Source organism: Desulfatibacillum alkenivorans DSM 16219 (genome assembly GCF_900142135.1).
GTDB classification, from domain to species: domain Bacteria; phylum Desulfobacterota; class Desulfobacteria; order Desulfobacterales; family Desulfatibacillaceae; genus Desulfatibacillum; species Desulfatibacillum alkenivorans.
Genome location: NZ_FQZU01000056.1, coordinates 13,868 through 30,298, shown reverse-complemented (window position 1 = coordinate 30,298; position 16,431 = coordinate 13,868). Strand labels below are relative to the sequence as shown.

11 protein-coding genes are annotated in these 16,431 nt (G+C 57.3%); 1 reads left to right on the top strand and 10 read right to left on the bottom strand.

Annotated features, from left to right (window positions below):
* Together tnpA and BUE18_RS25215 are read right to left on the bottom strand one after the other, a co-directional pair.
* A partial coding sequence (tnpA, locus tag BUE18_RS25220) for an IS200/IS605 family transposase (RefSeq protein ID WP_139264635.1) occupies positions 1–213 on the bottom strand: 213 nt, incomplete at its 3' end.
* A 94-nt stretch (positions 214–307) separates the two neighbouring features.
* Positions 308–1,042 carry a transposase gene (locus BUE18_RS25215; RefSeq protein WP_244549380.1) on the bottom strand — a complete coding sequence of 245 codons (735 nt, stop codon included), beginning with the start codon at positions 1,040–1,042 and terminating at the stop codon, positions 308–310.
* 80 nt (positions 1,043–1,122) lie between these two features.
* Between BUE18_RS25215 and BUE18_RS25210 the strand changes: the two genes are divergently transcribed.
* Positions 1,123–7,206 carry a PKD domain-containing protein gene (locus BUE18_RS25210; protein WP_073478915.1) on the top strand — a complete coding sequence of 2,028 codons (6,084 nt, stop codon included), beginning with the start codon at positions 1,123–1,125 and terminating at the stop codon, positions 7,204–7,206.
* Between the two features lie 354 nt (positions 7,207–7,560).
* On the opposite strand, the gene BUE18_RS25205 is transcribed toward BUE18_RS25210, so the two are convergent.
* Genes BUE18_RS25205 through BUE18_RS25170 form a run of 8 tightly spaced genes read right to left on the bottom strand, consistent with a single transcriptional unit; the run spans position 7,561 to position 16,248 of the window.
* The gene (locus tag BUE18_RS25205) at positions 7,561–8,334 is read right to left on the bottom strand and encodes an electron transfer flavoprotein subunit beta/FixA family protein (RefSeq protein ID WP_073478914.1); all 774 of its coding nucleotides are present in this window, start codon (positions 8,332–8,334) and stop codon (positions 7,561–7,563) included.
* Positions 8,335–8,345: 11 nt separating this feature from the next.
* The gene (locus BUE18_RS25200) at positions 8,346–9,329 is read right to left on the bottom strand and encodes an electron transfer flavoprotein subunit alpha/FixB family protein (RefSeq protein ID WP_073478913.1); all 984 of its coding nucleotides are present in this window, start codon (positions 9,327–9,329) and stop codon (positions 8,346–8,348) included.
* 1 nt (position 9,330) lies between these two features.
* On the bottom strand, positions 9,331–9,783 hold the full coding sequence (locus BUE18_RS25195; protein WP_073478912.1) for a hypothetical protein: 453 nt from the start codon (positions 9,781–9,783) through the stop codon (positions 9,331–9,333).
* Between the two features lie 12 nt (positions 9,784–9,795).
* The gene (locus tag BUE18_RS25190; RefSeq protein WP_073478911.1) at positions 9,796–11,265 is read right to left on the bottom strand and encodes a phytoene desaturase family protein; all 1,470 of its coding nucleotides are present in this window, start codon (positions 11,263–11,265) and stop codon (positions 9,796–9,798) included.
* Positions 11,266–11,275: 10 nt separating this feature from the next.
* Positions 11,276–12,832 carry an FAD-binding oxidoreductase gene (locus BUE18_RS25185; protein WP_073478910.1) on the bottom strand — a complete coding sequence of 519 codons (1,557 nt, stop codon included), beginning with the start codon at positions 12,830–12,832 and terminating at the stop codon, positions 11,276–11,278.
* A gap of 4 nt (positions 12,833–12,836) precedes the next feature.
* Entirely contained in the window at positions 12,837–14,123 is a 1,287-nt protein-coding gene (locus BUE18_RS25180) for a (Fe-S)-binding protein (RefSeq protein ID WP_073478909.1), read from the bottom strand.
* A 5-nt stretch (positions 14,124–14,128) separates the two neighbouring features.
* On the bottom strand, positions 14,129–15,598 hold the full coding sequence (locus BUE18_RS25175) for an FAD-binding oxidoreductase (protein ID WP_073478908.1): 1,470 nt from the start codon (positions 15,596–15,598) through the stop codon (positions 14,129–14,131).
* A gap of 2 nt (positions 15,599–15,600) precedes the next feature.
* Positions 15,601–16,248, bottom strand: a complete 648-nt coding sequence (locus BUE18_RS25170; protein WP_073478907.1) for a hypothetical protein — start codon at positions 16,246–16,248, stop codon at positions 15,601–15,603.
* Between the last annotated feature and the right edge of the window lie 183 nt (positions 16,249–16,431).

The following is a 16,431-nucleotide window of genomic DNA, read 5'->3' as shown; positions in this document are numbered from 1 at the left end:
CTTGGGCGGGATCATCACCAGAAGGTGAACATGGTCTATCTGCACGTTCAATTCTATAACTTCCGCCCCTTGTTGGGCGGAAAAGGCCCGGACGCAGTTTTCAACCTCATCGGCAATCTTGCCCTTGAGTATTTTGTAACGATACTTGGGCGTCCAAACTATGTGATACTGGCAATGCCAAATTGTTTGTGATAACTTCTTGAATCGACTCATTTGTTACTCCTTGGCTACGGTTGTGGGGACAACTCGGCCTCGGTTGTAGCAAATGAGTCGTTCAGATGGCAAAGCCACTGAACTCTGACCTTGCTCAGAGAGCAAGGTTTTTTATGTTGGAATAAAGACTTCGGGCGTCAGCCAGGGGCCGCTGCCGCGATTTGGCGAGAACCCACTCCGGCGCGACGCCAAAAAGGGCCGAGGCCTTTCCCAACGCCGTTTTCTTGTCGATGCCTTTGGCAGCCAAGAGGTATTTGCCGGAAAGGTTTTCCTTGGCCTGGTTCAGGATCGACTGCACAAAATCCCCGTCCCCCAAAATCCGCTGGTCGCTTTTCTGGCGGGATTCCTTGGACGGAAACGCCGCTCTAACCGCCTCCCAACCTCCCAGGCTTCGAACCAGACCGCCCCCTGTCAGATCATCCCGCCTGCCCATGTTCAGCCCGGCTATCATGAAATCAATGTAGCGCCTGCGGGAAGCTCGTAAGGATCCCCCAAACGCGGCCAGAACAAAATCTGCATCATGCCAGGGGCAAGATCTATTCCCCAATAAGGCGCCATGTCCGCAAAACCGGTGGGCCGCAAGCTCTTTAAGGTCCGGAGCCGCTCCCGCTCTCACGGGATTCAGGTGAATGTACCTGACCAGTTCCTTGAAATAGGCGTTTTCCTGGCACAGCACGGACTTGAAACGATTTTGAAACAGGGGGCCGTGACGAAAATGCCTGCGATTGAAATATCCGGCGTACCCCGTCATGAGGCGCCGCATGACATGGGAGATTCCGGCAGGCGGGCTGCGGAACAGAAAATGGGTTGCATGAATTCTGTTCAGCAAGTATTCTTTTAGAAATCATAGCCAAAATTGCCAAGCAGTACAGCCAAAAATGCCGGAATGCCACAGCAAATAGGAGCACCATGGAAAGCACCTTTTCCCAAAGGCGCAACCCCGCGCACAACAGGTTCCCCGTCCGATTAATCCTAGTTCTAACGACCCTCATCCAGGGCATTTTATGGGCCGGATTAAGTCCCGGCCAGACCCTGGCCGCCCAGGTGTGGACTGAATGGGTGCATGTGGAAACCCATGGGGACTTTCCTTATAAAGAAGGGCTTTACGACATTTGGGGCTCCGGCCCCAACGACATCTATGCGGTCGGGGGATATCACCAGGAGTCGGGCTCTGACTGCTGCTCCGACGGCTATGACCTGGACTACCAGCACGCTGCTATCTGGCATTATGACGGCTCCTCATGGAGCCTCGCCCTGGACAAGAATGACGGGGAGTGGGTTCAAGTTGGAGGCGCTCAAAAATTCAGGCATTACGACGCGTACTTTAAGCAAATCTGGGGAAGCGGGCCTGACGATGTCTACGCCCTCTCCGTCGGCCGGCTTTGGCACTACGATGGAAACGCCTGGTCTGTCAGCCTTGCGGAAGTCCGCGGGGAGTACATCGGCATCGGAGGGTTGGCCGGCGGCGACTTTTTTATGGCCGATTTGATGTCCCATAAATTCCACCACTATGATGGTTCGTCCTGGAATGAAGACGATCTGCCCTTTTTCTCACCCGGCAGCCATTGGGTTTCTTCTTCAATCGGCGCCCCTGTCTGGGCCTCCGGATTGGATGACATCTATTTGGCGTACAGCCAGGAAGAATACATGGATGACGGTCTATACCATTACAACGGCAGCTCCTGGGGGATGACCACTCCCCTTGACGTCTACAGTTACGGCGTTTGGGGCGCGGCCAGCGATGACGTCTTTGTTGTAGGAGATGCAAAAGGAAGCAACACGGTAACGATATGCCATTTTGACGGCTCTTCATGGAGCTCTGACATAACAGGATTTCGCAATTATTCCTGCAGCCTCCACGACATTTGGGGTTTCAGTGGAAACGACGTCTACGCCGTGGGCGAGGATCTCATCCTGCACTATGACGGCGATTCCTGGGAATCCATGACCCTGCCCTGGACCCCTGCGGGCGGCCAGACCGACGAATCCAGAATCAAGCGGATATGGGGCAGCCCGGACGGCAGCGCGGTATACGCCCTGACCAATAAAGCCATCCTCCGCCTTTCCCTGGAGCCAACCCCGGACCATTACAGCCTGTCCGCCATTTCCTCTCCCCAAAAAACCGATCAATCCTTCTCCGTCGCCATCTACGCCGAGGACGCTTCTGATCAGCTCATGGATGAATACTCCGGCGATGTGACCATGTCCGCCAGCGGAGGAGGCATCGCCAACCAGACCGTGTCCCTGGTCAACGGCCAGGCCGCCGTTTCCCTGACCGCAACCCAGGAAGCCCAAGGGGTGCAGATTACGGTCTCGGGCAATGGCGCGACGGGAACCAGCAATTCGTTCGACGTACAGGCCCCCATCCCCGTTGTTGCGGCGTTTTCCGCGTCCGAAACCCAAGGCGAGGCCCCCTTCACCGTCAACTTCCAGGATGAATCCCAGGGCGCCCTCATCCAATGGCAATGGAGCTTCGGCGACGGCGGAACCAGTTCGTCCCAGAACCCCTCCCACACCTATTCGTCCCAGGGAGTTTATTCCGTCACGCTATCCGTTTCGGACGGAGAAGGCCAGTCCGACTCCCTTACCAAAACCGATTACATCTATGTGGGAATTCCGCTCTTCGGCATCCAGGGGCAGGCGATCTTCAACGATTCCGGCCTTTCCGGCGTGACCATAAGCCTGAACGACGGGCGCACCCAAACCACGGACGAGTCCGGCGCCTACCAGTTCACCCAGGTGATGGAGGGAGACTACACGGTCACGCCTTCAAAGCAGGATATGCAGTTCAGCCCGTCCTCCCGCAGCGTCCATGTGGAGGCCGGCGCAGTGACGGGCGTTGATTTCACCGCCCGGACCACGTCCTACTACCCTCTGGAAATCAGCGCGGCCGGCCATCATGGGCTTGCGCGCCCTGTGTATTATCCCGGCGGGTCTTCCGGCCCGGGAGTCATCAATCTTTCCGGAACAGTGGTTTCCCTGGTATCCGGCCAGCCCCTGGCCAACGCGGAGGTATACATTCCCGGGGACTACCCTTTGTTGTATACCGACGCCCAGGGGAATTTCAGCATTCAGCTGGACGGGGAAGGCTCCGACCCCAACGAGACCATGGACGTTAACATGACCTTCCGCCTTCCGCCCGAGTTGACCCTGCACTCCGACGCCTGCACCGAGGGGGACGGGGACGAGATTCTTCTGCCTTATCTCACCCAGGACTTCACGCCGGCGAATGAAATCCCCTCCAGCCTGACCATCCAGGGCCGGGCGGAGTTCCCCGGCGTGGGGCCGATCCCTTATTCCACCCTGCATGTAGACGGCCCCGGCGTGTCTCAAACCTTGCAAACCTTACAGGACGGAGGCTATCAAATCCAGATCGCATTGAACGGCTCAGGGCAAGAGGCCCAGTTGGATTACGACTTTGAATACGGCTGCGATCCCACCATTGTGGAGGCGTTGCCCGACGACGGCCTGTTTCATGACGACAGCGCGGTGATTCCCATGCACGCAGACCTCCCGGCCCTCATTCGGGTGCAGTTCGGCGAATCCGTCCCCGCCGGCGAGACCGTGGTGTTTTACGGCCCAGAGTCCGGCCCGGGCAGGCTGGCCACAGGCGACGGAGGCTTTGAACGCTCCCTCACGGTTACAACCGACGCCCAGGGAATCGCCTCGGCCTATTTTCATGCAACGCCCATAGTGGAATATACGAACGGCGCGGTTTCACTCCCCCATGCGGCGACCATACGCGCCGTGCATTCGGCCTCCGGCGCCGAGGTGGACGCCACGGTCTCCGTGGGCCTGGGGGTTTGCCTCAACGGGGTGGACTCGGTGGAGGGGCAATCATACAGTTTCGCCCCTGAAACGCCCTTTGGCCTGTTCGTGAAGGTGGGAAGCGCCTTTTACCCGGATTTTGACTTGCAGCGCTACGCGCAAAACGGCCAGAACGAGGTCTGGAACGGCAAAAGCGTGGGCATGCAATTGACGACCCAATGGCTTAACCGCACCGACGGCGGGGACGACATTACCTACATGGGCGCCTGCGCCTTTCTGGCGACCAGTGAGACGCAAGTGCTGACCGCCCTGGAGCAGCCAACCTTCGACGCCGCCCACAACTTTCCCGCGATTATCATGGGGCAGGACGGAGCCCACTTCTACAGGCTGTATCTGAACAACATCCTCCTTGGAACGGATCTATCAAAAAATGAATCCATCCACGAACCCATGCTGAGGCGGCAAACGATTATCGGCTTAAGCGCCGACTCCGAAACCAGCATTTACCAGGACCTTGTCTGTTCCTTAAACGCAACCACCGTAACCCAGCACTGGATGCTGAACGTCGCCAAGGAAGTTCCCGTTTACGGAAAAAGCGCCAATTACTTCCTCACGGTATGCGGCTTGTTGTGCGACTTTGATAAAGGCGACTACGTGAAAGCGATTTCCGATTTGGTCGGGTTTGTATGCGGCGAAACCATAGACCACTTCAACGAGGATTTGGTATTCGCCGGGTTGGGCGATAGAGAAAAAAAAGTAGTCGCCTTCGGCTCCAAGGCCAAAGGATGGGTGGACTACCTGAATGACAAGTACAAAATCTATCAGATCGTTTATCCGCCCCCGAATCCCAACACAAAATCCCCCGGCATTGCATCCCCATACACGGTAGACGCCGAGGCGGCCGGGTTTGCGGCGCAGGAAGCCATGGACGCAATGGCGCCCCTGCTCCAGGAGTACTTCCAGGCCTATGAGCTTACGGATTATCAGGCCGTGACTTTTTGGGGATGCGCTGACGTAACCCTCACCGGCGGGGACGGCGCCGTAATTACAGCCACAGAGGAATTTTCCATACAGATTCCCCAGACAGCCTACCTTTTTTACGAGGGAGATGAATCCGGCGGGGTGGGGGTCGCCATAATGCCCATCGATGGGAATTACACCCTGTCTTTCAAGCCCGTGGCGCCCTTAAGCCGCCTGAATGTCATACGGGGCGACGACTCGGACAACTTCTACGTGCATTCCTATACGGGAAGCGCCCAATCGGTCTCCTGGCATTCAGCGGACAATACCCTGTATATAGACCTGGATGGAGACGGACAGACGGATCAAACCAGCGGCGGAGAACAGACCGGTTACGGCGATGTGGACGTGCTGCCGCTCGGCGAAATCCAGGGGACGATCCGCACGGCTGACGGCGCGGGAGCAGGCGGCATTCCGGTGAATCTCATCCGGAACGGCGCCTTCTATACCCAGGCGGTCACGCAAAGCAACGGGAGCTATGAGTTCCATTACGTCCCCCATGGAACCCATGTGCTGCAGCCGGTTCACGACTTAAGAACCTTTTCTCCAATCACAAGAACGGTCACGGTGGACGAAACCCTTGCCGCGGGCCTGGATTTCCTGGCGTCGGAGGCTGTCGTCCCGCCGGACCTAGCCGTTACAATCACCGGCAACGGGAGCGTTGCCTGCGAAAGCCTGAATTGCGCAGCAAACTGCTCCTGGGAGTTTCAGCAGGAGGAAAGCGTCCTGCTCATCCCCACTGCGGAGCCGGGATGGCGGTTCGCGGGTTGGTCCGGGGCCTGCCAGGGCTTGGAAGATTGCGTCCTGACCATGACCGAGCATACAGAAGTGCAAGCCCTGTTTTCTCCCGAGTGGTGGAGCCTGTTCGGCACGAACGCCAACGATATTGTTACGGGAGTCGCCTGCGACGCCCAGGGGCGCGTGTATGTTGCCGGGCACACCAAGGGAGATGGGCCAAGCCAGGCCAACGCAGGGAGCTACGACGTATTCCTGGCCCAGCACGACGCCCAGGGCAATCGAAATTGGATGACGCTCATGGGGGGAGAAGGCGGAGACTACGCCTCTGACGTTCATGTAACGGCCCAGGGGGCTGTCATCGTGGCCGGCAGAACCTTCGGAGTCCTCCCCGGGAACAACTATGAAGGCCAGGGAGATATGTTTGCAGCCTCATTCGACGCCAACGGAAACTTAAGCTGGGTGAGAACCTATGGCTCGGCGGAAAGAGATATTGCCAACAGCGTCGCCTCCGATCCGGACGGGAACATCTACATCGCAGGATATACCAAAGGCTCGTTAAACGGCCAGCCATACTATGGAGCGGAGGACATGGCCCTGATAAAAATCAACGGGGCCGGAGCGGTACTCTGGACGCGCCTGCTGGGCACGGCGGGAGGCAGTGAAATCGCCAATGGCGCGGCTGCGAACGCGCAGGGGGTGATCCTTGCAGGGCAAAGCTATACAGGCGTTTACGAGCCTATTGTCGCCCGCTATTTTTCCAATGGCGCAGCCTCCTGGCATCAAAGTTTCGGATCGGCCGCCGATGACAGAGCTCTTGATGTGGTTTTAGATGACTCGGGTTCCGTCTATGTAGGGGGCGTCACCAACGGAGACCTATTCGGCGAGGAAAACGCGGGCGGAAATGACGGCTTTATTTCGTGTTTTAACTCCTCCGGAATCCAGCAGTGGGCCAGTTTAATCGGAACCTCCGCCAATGATGAAATCAACTATCTGGATATCGGCTCCCTGGGCATATACGCCGGGGGCAAAACCCAGGGCCGTTTTGATGATTGCGAAAACCAGGGCGGAGTGGACCTTCTGGCGGCTTCCGTGGATTTTTCCGGAGAACAAAGATGGATCAAAATGCTGGGCTCGACCATGAATGACGCTCCCGGAGGCATAGCGGTTAATTCGGACAATAAAGTGTTTGTGTCCGGATATACCTATGAGGCCCTTCCCGGGACAGTGTTCCAGGGAGGAAGCGACTATCCCATTTGGATGATAGGAGAGGACTCCAACCTGTGGATCGGCAAGGACGTGAACGGCGACGGCCAGGGAGACGTCTACGACGTCATGACCATGATGAAAGTTTTGGCGGGTTTGCACCCGGAGCTGCACCCCGATGGAGATCTGTTAAGGACGGAAAAAATTGACGCTGAGCGCGCTCTGTATCTGCTTAAACTCTTAAATGAAGGCGACGCGCCTTAAAATTTCGCCTAAGAAAATAAGGAGGATGGCGGGTTGGCAGGCCTTAGGAGCCCCCCCTTTCACACCCCAATAATTCAAACAGGCGGTCGGAAAAGCATGGTAACCAGCCACTTTTTTCAGACCATCATGCCTGTCAAGGCCTTTCCAACCCGCTTTTACCCCCCTGGCGCATCCGCCAAAGCAGAGACGCCCACCCTACAAAAAATGTTTGATTCGACCTTAAGTTTAGTAGGTTGGATGGTTCTGCGCTGAACCTAACTTGCAGAGAGCCCAAACATCTTTTCCGTCAATTTCCTTGACTTAAGGAGCGTTGCACGTGCGCTGGTTCATCCAACAATATTTATCGCGGTTTTATCATATTATCTGATCCTCTCTTAAAGCGTGCACCAAAGCGTCCCCCGCAACGAATTTACACGCCCTGGTTCTGGCCGTCGGCGCAAACAGCTTTTTCAGCGTCACCTTTTGGGAAACCGCCCCGTCCAAAGCCAAGTCGTCCATGGCCCATTCAGACGAAGGTTTTTTCTTGGCCAGACGCCTTTCCTTCATGGCCGGATAGCGCAGCTCCCCGGCTTCATTGCCCACCACCGCCAGGCAGGGCAGGGGCGCCTTGACGGTTTCATAGCCGCCCTGCAAAACCCGGTCGATCAGCGCATGGTCTGAGTCAGGGACTATCTTTTGAGCCAGGCTTACAGCCGGAATTCCCAGCACGTTGGCCAGCAAGATTCCTGTCTGCCCCGCGTTGCTGTCCGAGGCCTGGCGGCCGCAAAGAATCAGGTCATAATCTCCGATCTTGTCTACCGCCGCAGCCAGGGCCCGGGCCGTTGAAAGGCTGTCCTGGACGCCGTATCCCGCCCCCTGGACCATAACCGCGGCGTCCGCACCCGCGGCCAGGGCTTTAACCAGCACTGCGCTGGAAACCTTCTTCCCCATGCAAAGGACCGTGATTTTAACGTTTTCCTTATCCGCGTCCTTGATGCGCAAGGCGGCTTCCAGGGCGTTTTCGTCAAACAGGGATAAGGCGGGCGGAATGCCTTTGGGCTCCACCTTCATGTCCTCTGCGTTGATGCAAAAGGAGTCCCTGGGTCCTTCCGGATCGGGCGCCTGTTTCATGCAAACGATAATGTTCATCACATCTCCCTTTATTTGCTCCGCCCCAAGCCTTCCAAAATCTGGGGCAGCACTTCTTTGTAGTCGCCCGCCACTCCGTAGTCCGCAATCTTGAAAATCGGAGCGTCTTCCTTGTCGTTGATGGCCACGATGGTCTTGGAGCCTTCCATGCCGCCCACATGCTGGGTGGAGCCCGATATGCCCACGGCTACGTACAGGTCAGGCGCTACAATGGCGCCGGTGATGCCCACCTGGGCGCTTGGCTCGATCCATCCCAGATCGCAGGGAGGCCTGCTGGCGCCCAACGCGCCGCCCAATTTGTCGGCAAGCTCCCTGAGGATTTCAAAGCCTTCAGGCCCGCCAAGCCCCCTGCCGCCCGAAACCACAATCTCCGCGTTTTCCAAGCCCTGGGCGCGGCCGTTTCCGCTTAACACCTGCTCCACGGGCTGGATCTTAACGCTGCTTTGATCCAGGGATATTGCAAGGCTTCGCATGGGAGACTTGGCCCCATCCTCCGGCTTGGCAGCCTCAAAGGACTTGGAACGGAATGTCGCCAAACGCGGGGCGCCTTCCACGGAGTAGGCGGCCATGACGTTGCCGCTGTACACCGGCTTGACAAAAAGAACGTCGCCGGAGTCAAACTCAAGATCCACGCACCCGGTGACCAGCCCGGAATCCAGGGCGAAGGCCAGCCGGGGCGCCAGGTCAATGCTTTGAAACGTCTCTCCCATGACCAGGTAGTCCGGCTTAATCCCGCTGCAGACCTGTTCAACAGCCTGGGTGTAAAGCTCCGGCTGATACGCCTCCAGCAAGGGTTCATCCACAACCAGAATCTCGTCCGCCGGATAAGCCCGAAGCGATTCCGCAGCCTGTTTGATCCCGCTTCCCATGACCAATGCGGCCAGCTTGAGGCCAAGCTTTTCAGCAATCACCTTTCCCGCCGCCAGAGCTTCCAGGGACGAGGGCAAAACCTCCTTATCCCGGGACAACTCCATCAGCGCCAGCGTCACGCCCATATTACGCCCCCTCTCTGCTGAGTTTCATACGAATCTTGGAAAAGGCGCCCAGCATGGCTTCGGCGGGAATCTTTTCACTGATCGTGTACAGGGCTTTGCCGAACTGATAAATACGGCCGATATCCCCTTCCACGGCAAGATTTCCGTTCAGGATTTCCTGCAAAGGCGCCGTGCGGTCTCCTCGAATGACGGCCATGGACGTTTTTAATAAACAGGAAGACGAAGCCCAGGAGATGGAAAGGTCCGGGTCCGGGATGTCCGTCCTGCCGGAACTCAGCTTTCCGTTGTAAACCGTATAATACCGGACAATCTTTCTGGACCCGGCCTTAAACACCATGGAAAAATCCTTTTCTTCCAGCCGGCGGCTCACCGGAGGCAGATAAGAGGCGGCCTTGGCGGCTGCGTACACTCCCAAAAGCGCACAGGACAAGCCTAAATCCTTAATAACGTCCATGTCTCTCTTCCTTTATTTAGAGATGAATCTGTTAAGCAGATTTTGCTTTTTCTTAAACCGGCGATACAGGGAGATGGCGCTTTCGGAAGCCAGCTCCGAAGCCACGGCGCCCCGGCCCACGTCCGCGCCCACGTAGTACAAGCCCTGGATGGGCGAAACCTTGGAAGGGCGCAGCATCCCCACCTGGTCGATGGTCTGGGATACGCCGATGGCGTCGCCGTACGCCCTTCCCGTGGACTTTGAGATGTCCCTGGGCGTGGACACGTCGCAGAAAACCGTGCTTTCCGCAATGCCCGGAAAGAAATCCTCCACCTGCTTTTTCAGCTTGGCCGCCACCAGGTCCCAATCTATATCGCCGTTGCCGTTCTTGCTGATGGGCGCGCCGGAGATAACCGAAAGCACCTGCTTGCCCGGAGGCGCCAGGGCCGGGTCCAGCTTGGAGGGCGAGATGTACATCATGGGCAAGGTGTCGGGGACCTTGCCGTCCAGCAGGTCCTGGTTGATATTTTCTATCTTGTCCGGCATGACTCCGCCCCACACCCAGGGCGTCACCCACTTGTCCAAGGCGAACTTGAGACTTACGCCGCCGTAGGAATACTTGAGGTTTCGGATGCGTTGGACGTACACGTTGTCAAAATGCTCCGGCCCCACCAGCTTATCCACGGTCTCGCGCACGCCGACATTGCTGACCACGGAGTCCGCCCAAATTGTCTCGCCATTGATACGCACCCCTTTGGCCTTGCCGTTTTCAACGACCACGCTTTTCACCGGGCAGCCCAATTCCACGTCCGCGCCGTATCTCTCGGCCGCCTTGACAAAGGACTTGGGAATCGCGCTGATGCCTTCGCCGGTCACGGGATAACCCATATTCAGGAAGTCCTTGAATCCTGCCTGGGACATGCGGATGGACTCCCCGGCAGAGGTTTCCTTGTCCAGAGCCCCGAAAAGCACCACGGCCAGGCCGCCGTAAAAAGCGCTGATGTACTTGTTATCGATATAGTTCTTCATGTAAGAATGCATGTCCACATGGTCGTACCGGCGGATTTTTTTCTCCGGCATCCGGCGGCGGGCAATGTTCCAGCGGACCATGCTGGCAAGCTCCAGCGGGGTGAAGCCGAAGGCGCCCAACTGCTGACGCCCCTTGGAGCTGAGCACATAGGAATACACGTTCTGCCTGATTTCCAAAGGCTTGTCCGCAATGATGGACTTGACCGCCCAATTTCTGCATACGGAAAAGGGGGGAATCAGGTCCTTGCATTTGGCAAGGCGCAAAACCTCTCCGTGGGGGCCTTTTTGGCTGCGCATGAGCACATGCCCGTGATCCAGCTTAAACCCCTTTTTCTCGTAGGTTGCGGTTCGCCCGCCGATGCGCCGGCTTTTTTCCACCAGCAGGGTTTTGTTCCCCAGGCTGCTTAAAAGCGCAGCCGCGGCAGCCCCTCCGCATCCGGAGCCTATCACGATTACGTCGTATTTATTTTTCATGGATAAATCCTTAAGCCCCCGTGAGTTCCGCCAGGTTGGTCAGCATGGAGTCCGCCGTTCGGTTGGGGTCGATCATGCGTTGTATCGCAACCATATAATTGGAGTATTCCTTCCGCTTGGACCAACCCGCGGGCATGGACATATAGGCGGCGCCCAGATTTTTTTCCAAGGCCCGGCCGTATCCTTTAAAGATGATGCCCAAAGCCTCGGCCTCCGGCTCGGCGTAATCCGCATGGCAGGCGTGCTCCACGTGGAGAAAGTGGCCGTTCTCGTCCAAACAGGCGTAGGCGTTGTCCTCGCCGTCGTTATAGACCTTGTTTGTCTCGATCCATTCTTTTTTCACGTCAATGGTCTCGTCCAGCGCGTACTTCAGGCACTGGTCAATGGTTTCGTAGGTCAAAGGCGGTACGCCCGTGTTGGCGCCCGTGGGCATGTATGCGGATTTGGCGATCCATTGAGACCGCACTGCGTTCTGAACCGCCACTTCGTAAGCCGGGTCGCCTAGATCCTTGGGATCCACTATAACTCCGCCGGTGTCGTTAATAACGTGTTCGAACACCTTGACGTTATAATCGTACTGGCGTTTGGAGGAGGCGTTGAAAAAGAAGGTCCAATATCCGTTGGGGAAGACCTTGTGCAAATCGCCTTTTTCCTTCATTTCCCGGTATTCCTGGTTAGTGGTCGCCAAAGAGCTCATGAGAGCCGACGCGGACCAGCGGTTGGTATAGTCCAGGATTTCCGTCTCGCCCAGCCGGTACAGGGCATCGCATTCCTGATCCCGGTCGTCCCAGGACACGTAACGTACAAAGCTGAGGGGCAGTTCCTTGGTCTTGAAAAAGGGCGGATGGCCTTCGCATTCGTAAGGAGGTCCGTACCAGGGATAGAGTTTGAGGGCGATTTTTGTAAACACTCCGTTGCCGCCTATGTTTCCCACGGCGCCGCGCATCATGCCCCGCAGGCTGGGCCCGGGGCCATCCCCGCAAAACCACCCTGCGTTGGGGGTGTCCACCGATCCCAGGCGCAGAATCTCGCCTGAGGGCAGCACCCACTCGATGGCCAGGGGGTTGCGCTCGTTCATGGAGGTTCTCACCGAATTTCCGCCCGTGCCCTGCATGCTGGTGGCGCTTGCCAGGTTGGAGGCGTTGGGGCCCGCGCCCACAAGGTGGGGGGTGTAGCCGAGCTTCATGGCTTCCACCTGGGTTTCGCCGGCTGTGGCGTAAGGTTCGGTGATGACGTAGCCTTCGGGCTCCACAAATTCCAGCCCGTCCATGCGCCGCATGTCCAAAAGCACGCAGTTTTTTGATGTAGCCAAGGCGCAGCAGATCCACCCCGTGGAGTGCGCCTTGAACCGTAGCCCGAACTCGTTGCAGATTTTCACGACCTTCTGCACCTCTTCCGTGCTTCCGGGAAGAGCGACGGCTGCGGGACGCGCCCACCAATAGCCGGAGGCGGCGGAGCCCAGCCCGTTCATATGGGAGTAAGTTTCTATGACGCCCGGGTCGTCTGAAATGTTTTCAGCGCCCAGGGCCTCTTCGAGAGCTTTTTTTGCTTCCAATGGGATTGCCAAAACATTATCCTCCAATGGCTTGGTGAACCAGTTCCACAATGTCGTATATCTTCATATCGCCGCCCGTGATTTCCAGCGTGTCCTTGAAGTTGCGCTCGCACCAGGGGCAGGCCGTGACCAGGGCTTTAGCTCCGGTGGCCTCGGCTTCCTGAATTCTCTCGGAGGCGGCGGCCTCGGCCATTTCCTCAAAAGCCTCCAAAACCCCGCCGCCCGCGCCGCAGCACCAGCTATATTCCCGGGTTCTTTCCATTTCCGTCAGTTCCACGCCGGGGATGGCTTCCAGGATTTCCCGGGGCGCGTCGTAGCACCCGCTCTGGCCCAGGCGGATGGGCTTTTCCGGCACAGGACCGAACAGATGCGGCCCAAGGCGCTTATATTCGCCCTTCCACTGCACGCCCGGCTCGCCCCGCCTGCCCAGGTGGCAGGGGTCATGATAGGTCACGGCCATGGGGACCTGATTTTTCAGCGTGAGCTTGCCCCGGGAAATCAAATTGTTGATGAATTGGGTGATGTGAACCACTTCGGCGTCCAGAGCCCAGCCGTAGGCCGGATAGTGCTCGTTAAAGGTTCCGAAGCAATCCGCGCACAGGGTGACCACCTGCTTGGCGCCCGAGGCTTTCACCCGGCCGGCCATGGCTTCGGCGAAATTTTGGAACACGCCTTCAAAGCCCATTTCCAGAGCCCGGCCTCCACAGCAGGATTCCTCCGCTCCGGCGATGCCCACGCTCAGGCCTGCGCTTTTCATGATTTCCACGGCCATTTTCAGGATCGGCCAAAATTCGTCGTCAAAGGACATGCGGCAGCCCACATGCAAGAGCACGTCCACCTTTTCCCGGCTGATGTCTTTGAGGCCCAGGCCTTCGGCCCAATCGCCCCGATGCTTTTTGGGCTCGCCGAAGACGTTGTCCTCGCGCTTCAGCCCTTCGATCACAAACATGTGCTCGGGCATCATTTCGCCCTGCTCCACAAAGTGGGTCCGCAAGGCCTGCATGACTTCGATGGGATTCAGGTTGAAGTTGAAGGTGCGGCATTGCACCTGGCAGGCGCCGCACATGGTGCATTCAAAGACGATCTGCTTCATCATATCCGTGTACTCGTCCAGCCTGCCTTCCACTACGGCCAACCCCAGCGCCGCCCTGCCTCCCGCGGAAAAGGAATGGAAATTCCGCAGGGAAATGGACGGGCACAAATAGGAAAACCGTTTGCTTTTGATCAGCTGAAAGGGGATGAACTTGCAATATGAGCATCGGTGGCAATGGGACATTTCATAATGATAATCGATCAGAGCCATGGGCTTTAGTTCTCCTTGAAACACAGCTTTCCGGGGTTCATGACGCCTTTGGGGTCAAAGACGGCCTTGAGCTTGTTCGCGTATTTGACGAAGGTTTCGTACCTGGGATAAACCAGGCCGCTCCAGGGGCCGTAAGGCCTGGAAAAATACGCTCCGTTTTCAAACAAGGCCTTGCTCGTCTCCATGAACAGAGGCTTAAGCGCTTCCGCCTTTTCCGGGCTGACGAAATAATCCAGCCCGCAGTGGCATACGGCCCCGTGAACCGCCATCTGCAGGTAAACGCCCACGCCGTCCGGGTTGAACCCGCCTTTTTTTGCCAAAGCCAGGGCTTGCTCCACGTATCCGGCCGCCTTGTTGGGAGGCGCCAGAAAAAAAAGCTCCCGGCAGTCCCCTTTGCGGCGCAGCTTCCAATACGGCTCGGCCGAGCATTTCCGCACCACCTGGGACAAATAGGCGGCGCCGGTCACGCCTCCGATCCGGGAGGAGAAAGGCAATTTCAGCTTTTTGGCTTCGTCTTTCAAATCCGCAGCCTTGTAATTGAATTGATCCTTGGCCAAGTCCCCGAACCCGGCGACGCTGGCGACCAATATATAAGGAGGCAGCTTTTCCTTAAGGGCCTCGATCTTGTCCGGCTCAACTTTCAAAAGGCTGGCGAAGGTCAAGCGGTTGACCACATACAAGTCGTCCGCCAAACGCAGGTTTAAGAATCGCCTGGCCGCCTCCATCAATGGCGCGGGGGAATCCGCCTCGCTAAAGAAAACCTGCTCGTGCTCGGGCAGCAGCTCGCAACGCAGGGAAATCCAGTTGCAGACCCCAAAGGACCCGGAGGAACCTTGGGCGATCCGCCTGAAATCCATGCTGATGGGAGACATGGGCAGCTTCTGGGCGCCGCCCGTGGCGCGCTGAGCTTCCAGGGTTGCGGCCGGGCCGGCAGCCCCGCCCGTGCGCATGGTGTTTCCGTCCCCTAAGACGAATTCGGCGCCGGCCACCGGGTCCCCCAGGTCCCAGGCGTACCGGGGGACCGTAAAAGGCTCCCGCTCCATATAGGCGCCGATCACCGACTTGCTGCTTTTGGGCGCCAAAGGAAACATGGCCCGCAGGCCGTGCTTGTCCAGTTCGGCCTGGAGATCCCCAAAGGTCACCCCCGGCTCCACCAAAGCCACCCGGTTGCGCCGGTTGATCCACATGATCTTGTCCATTTGGGACAAATCCACTATCACGGCGCCGTCAACCGAAGGCACGCTGTCGCCTCGGAACCTGGGCGTTCCTGAGCTGACGGGAACCAGGGACAAGTCCATTTCGTTGGCCAGCTTGACAATACCCTGAACTTCTTCAGGATTTTCCGGCCTCACAATCAAAGCCGGGGCCTTTTTTCCCACGTAGGAATGATCCAGGGAAAACGCATCCAGTTCGCCGGGGTCGCCGGACACCCGGTTTTTTCCAACAATCTCGGCAAGCCTGCTTTCAACAGTCATATTCATACTCCGCATTTGGTCAGGACTTCGTCGCAAAAGGCCGTCAGGGGCTCGCCCAATTGGCCGAGGAATTTTTTGGTGGAGAAGGACATGAGGGGCAGAGCGGCGTTCAATTTATTAACCCCCGCCTGCCAGCCGTCGTTCTTCTTCCCGGAGGGCGTCCTTTTCCCGCCGCGTACGGTGACAAGCCGCTCCCCGCTCAAGTACAGCAGGCCTTCAAAACCTTGGAATAAAAAGGGAATAAGGTCCAGGTCCAATTCAATGACCGGCCCGTCGGTCTGCTCGATCTCCTCTTTGCTTATGGGGACGGTCTTGGGAGGAAAGCCCGGCTGCACCTTAAACCGGCCCAGCTCCTTAAGGTCGATGCACAGGCTTTGCTTCTTTTTGGGCGCCGTTCGTCCCTTGTTGCCGGAAGACCCCTTCATGGACATGGCCGCCGCGTCAAAAAGGGTTTCCAGCTCCTCCCGGCCGATTTTAAAACGGTCTTTGATTTCAAAACCTGACCTGTCCAGTTTAAAACGGCCCAAAGCGGCCAGGCTTTTCTCCAAAACCTCCAAAGGAGGCGTTTCGCCGCTTTTTACTTTTTTCACTAGTTGTTCCACCCGCTTCAGGTCCTTGTCTGGAAGCCTGGGAATATCGCCGATTGCCATAATCCTCCCCCGTGATTTGCAGATAAAAAGATGTGCGTTGCCGGAACTATAGGCAATTCCTGTGCCAAGGATCAGGGACGGCGGAAGGGCGAAAAAACAGCGGGTGAACCCGACTGGGATTCAGGAGGTTTTGCTACTTTTGGATCGTATTTAAAGAAGAGAAACTATTACTTATTTGAGTCA

Excerpts from the sequence above, each read along its gene's own strand:
- BUE18_RS25210 (WP_073478915.1), top strand. The coding sequence starts at position 1,123 with ATGGAAAGCACCTTTTCCCAAAGGCGCAACCCCGCGCACAACAGGTTC.
- BUE18_RS25205 (WP_073478914.1), bottom strand. The coding sequence starts at position 8,334 with ATGAACATTATCGTTTGCATGAAACAGGCGCCCGATCCGGAAGGACCC.
- BUE18_RS25200 (WP_073478913.1), bottom strand. The coding sequence starts at position 9,329 with ATGGGCGTGACGCTGGCGCTGATGGAGTTGTCCCGGGATAAGGAGGTT.
- BUE18_RS25195 (WP_073478912.1), bottom strand. The coding sequence starts at position 9,783 with ATGGACGTTATTAAGGATTTAGGCTTGTCCTGTGCGCTTTTGGGAGTG.
- BUE18_RS25190 (WP_073478911.1), bottom strand. The coding sequence starts at position 11,265 with ATGAAAAATAAATACGACGTAATCGTGATAGGCTCCGGATGCGGAGGG.
- BUE18_RS25180 (WP_073478909.1), bottom strand. The coding sequence starts at position 14,123 with ATGGCTCTGATCGATTATCATTATGAAATGTCCCATTGCCACCGATGC.
- BUE18_RS25175 (WP_073478908.1), bottom strand. The coding sequence starts at position 15,598 with ATGACTGTTGAAAGCAGGCTTGCCGAGATTGTTGGAAAAAACCGGGTG.
- BUE18_RS25170 (WP_073478907.1), bottom strand. The coding sequence starts at position 16,248 with ATGGCAATCGGCGATATTCCCAGGCTTCCAGACAAGGACCTGAAGCGG.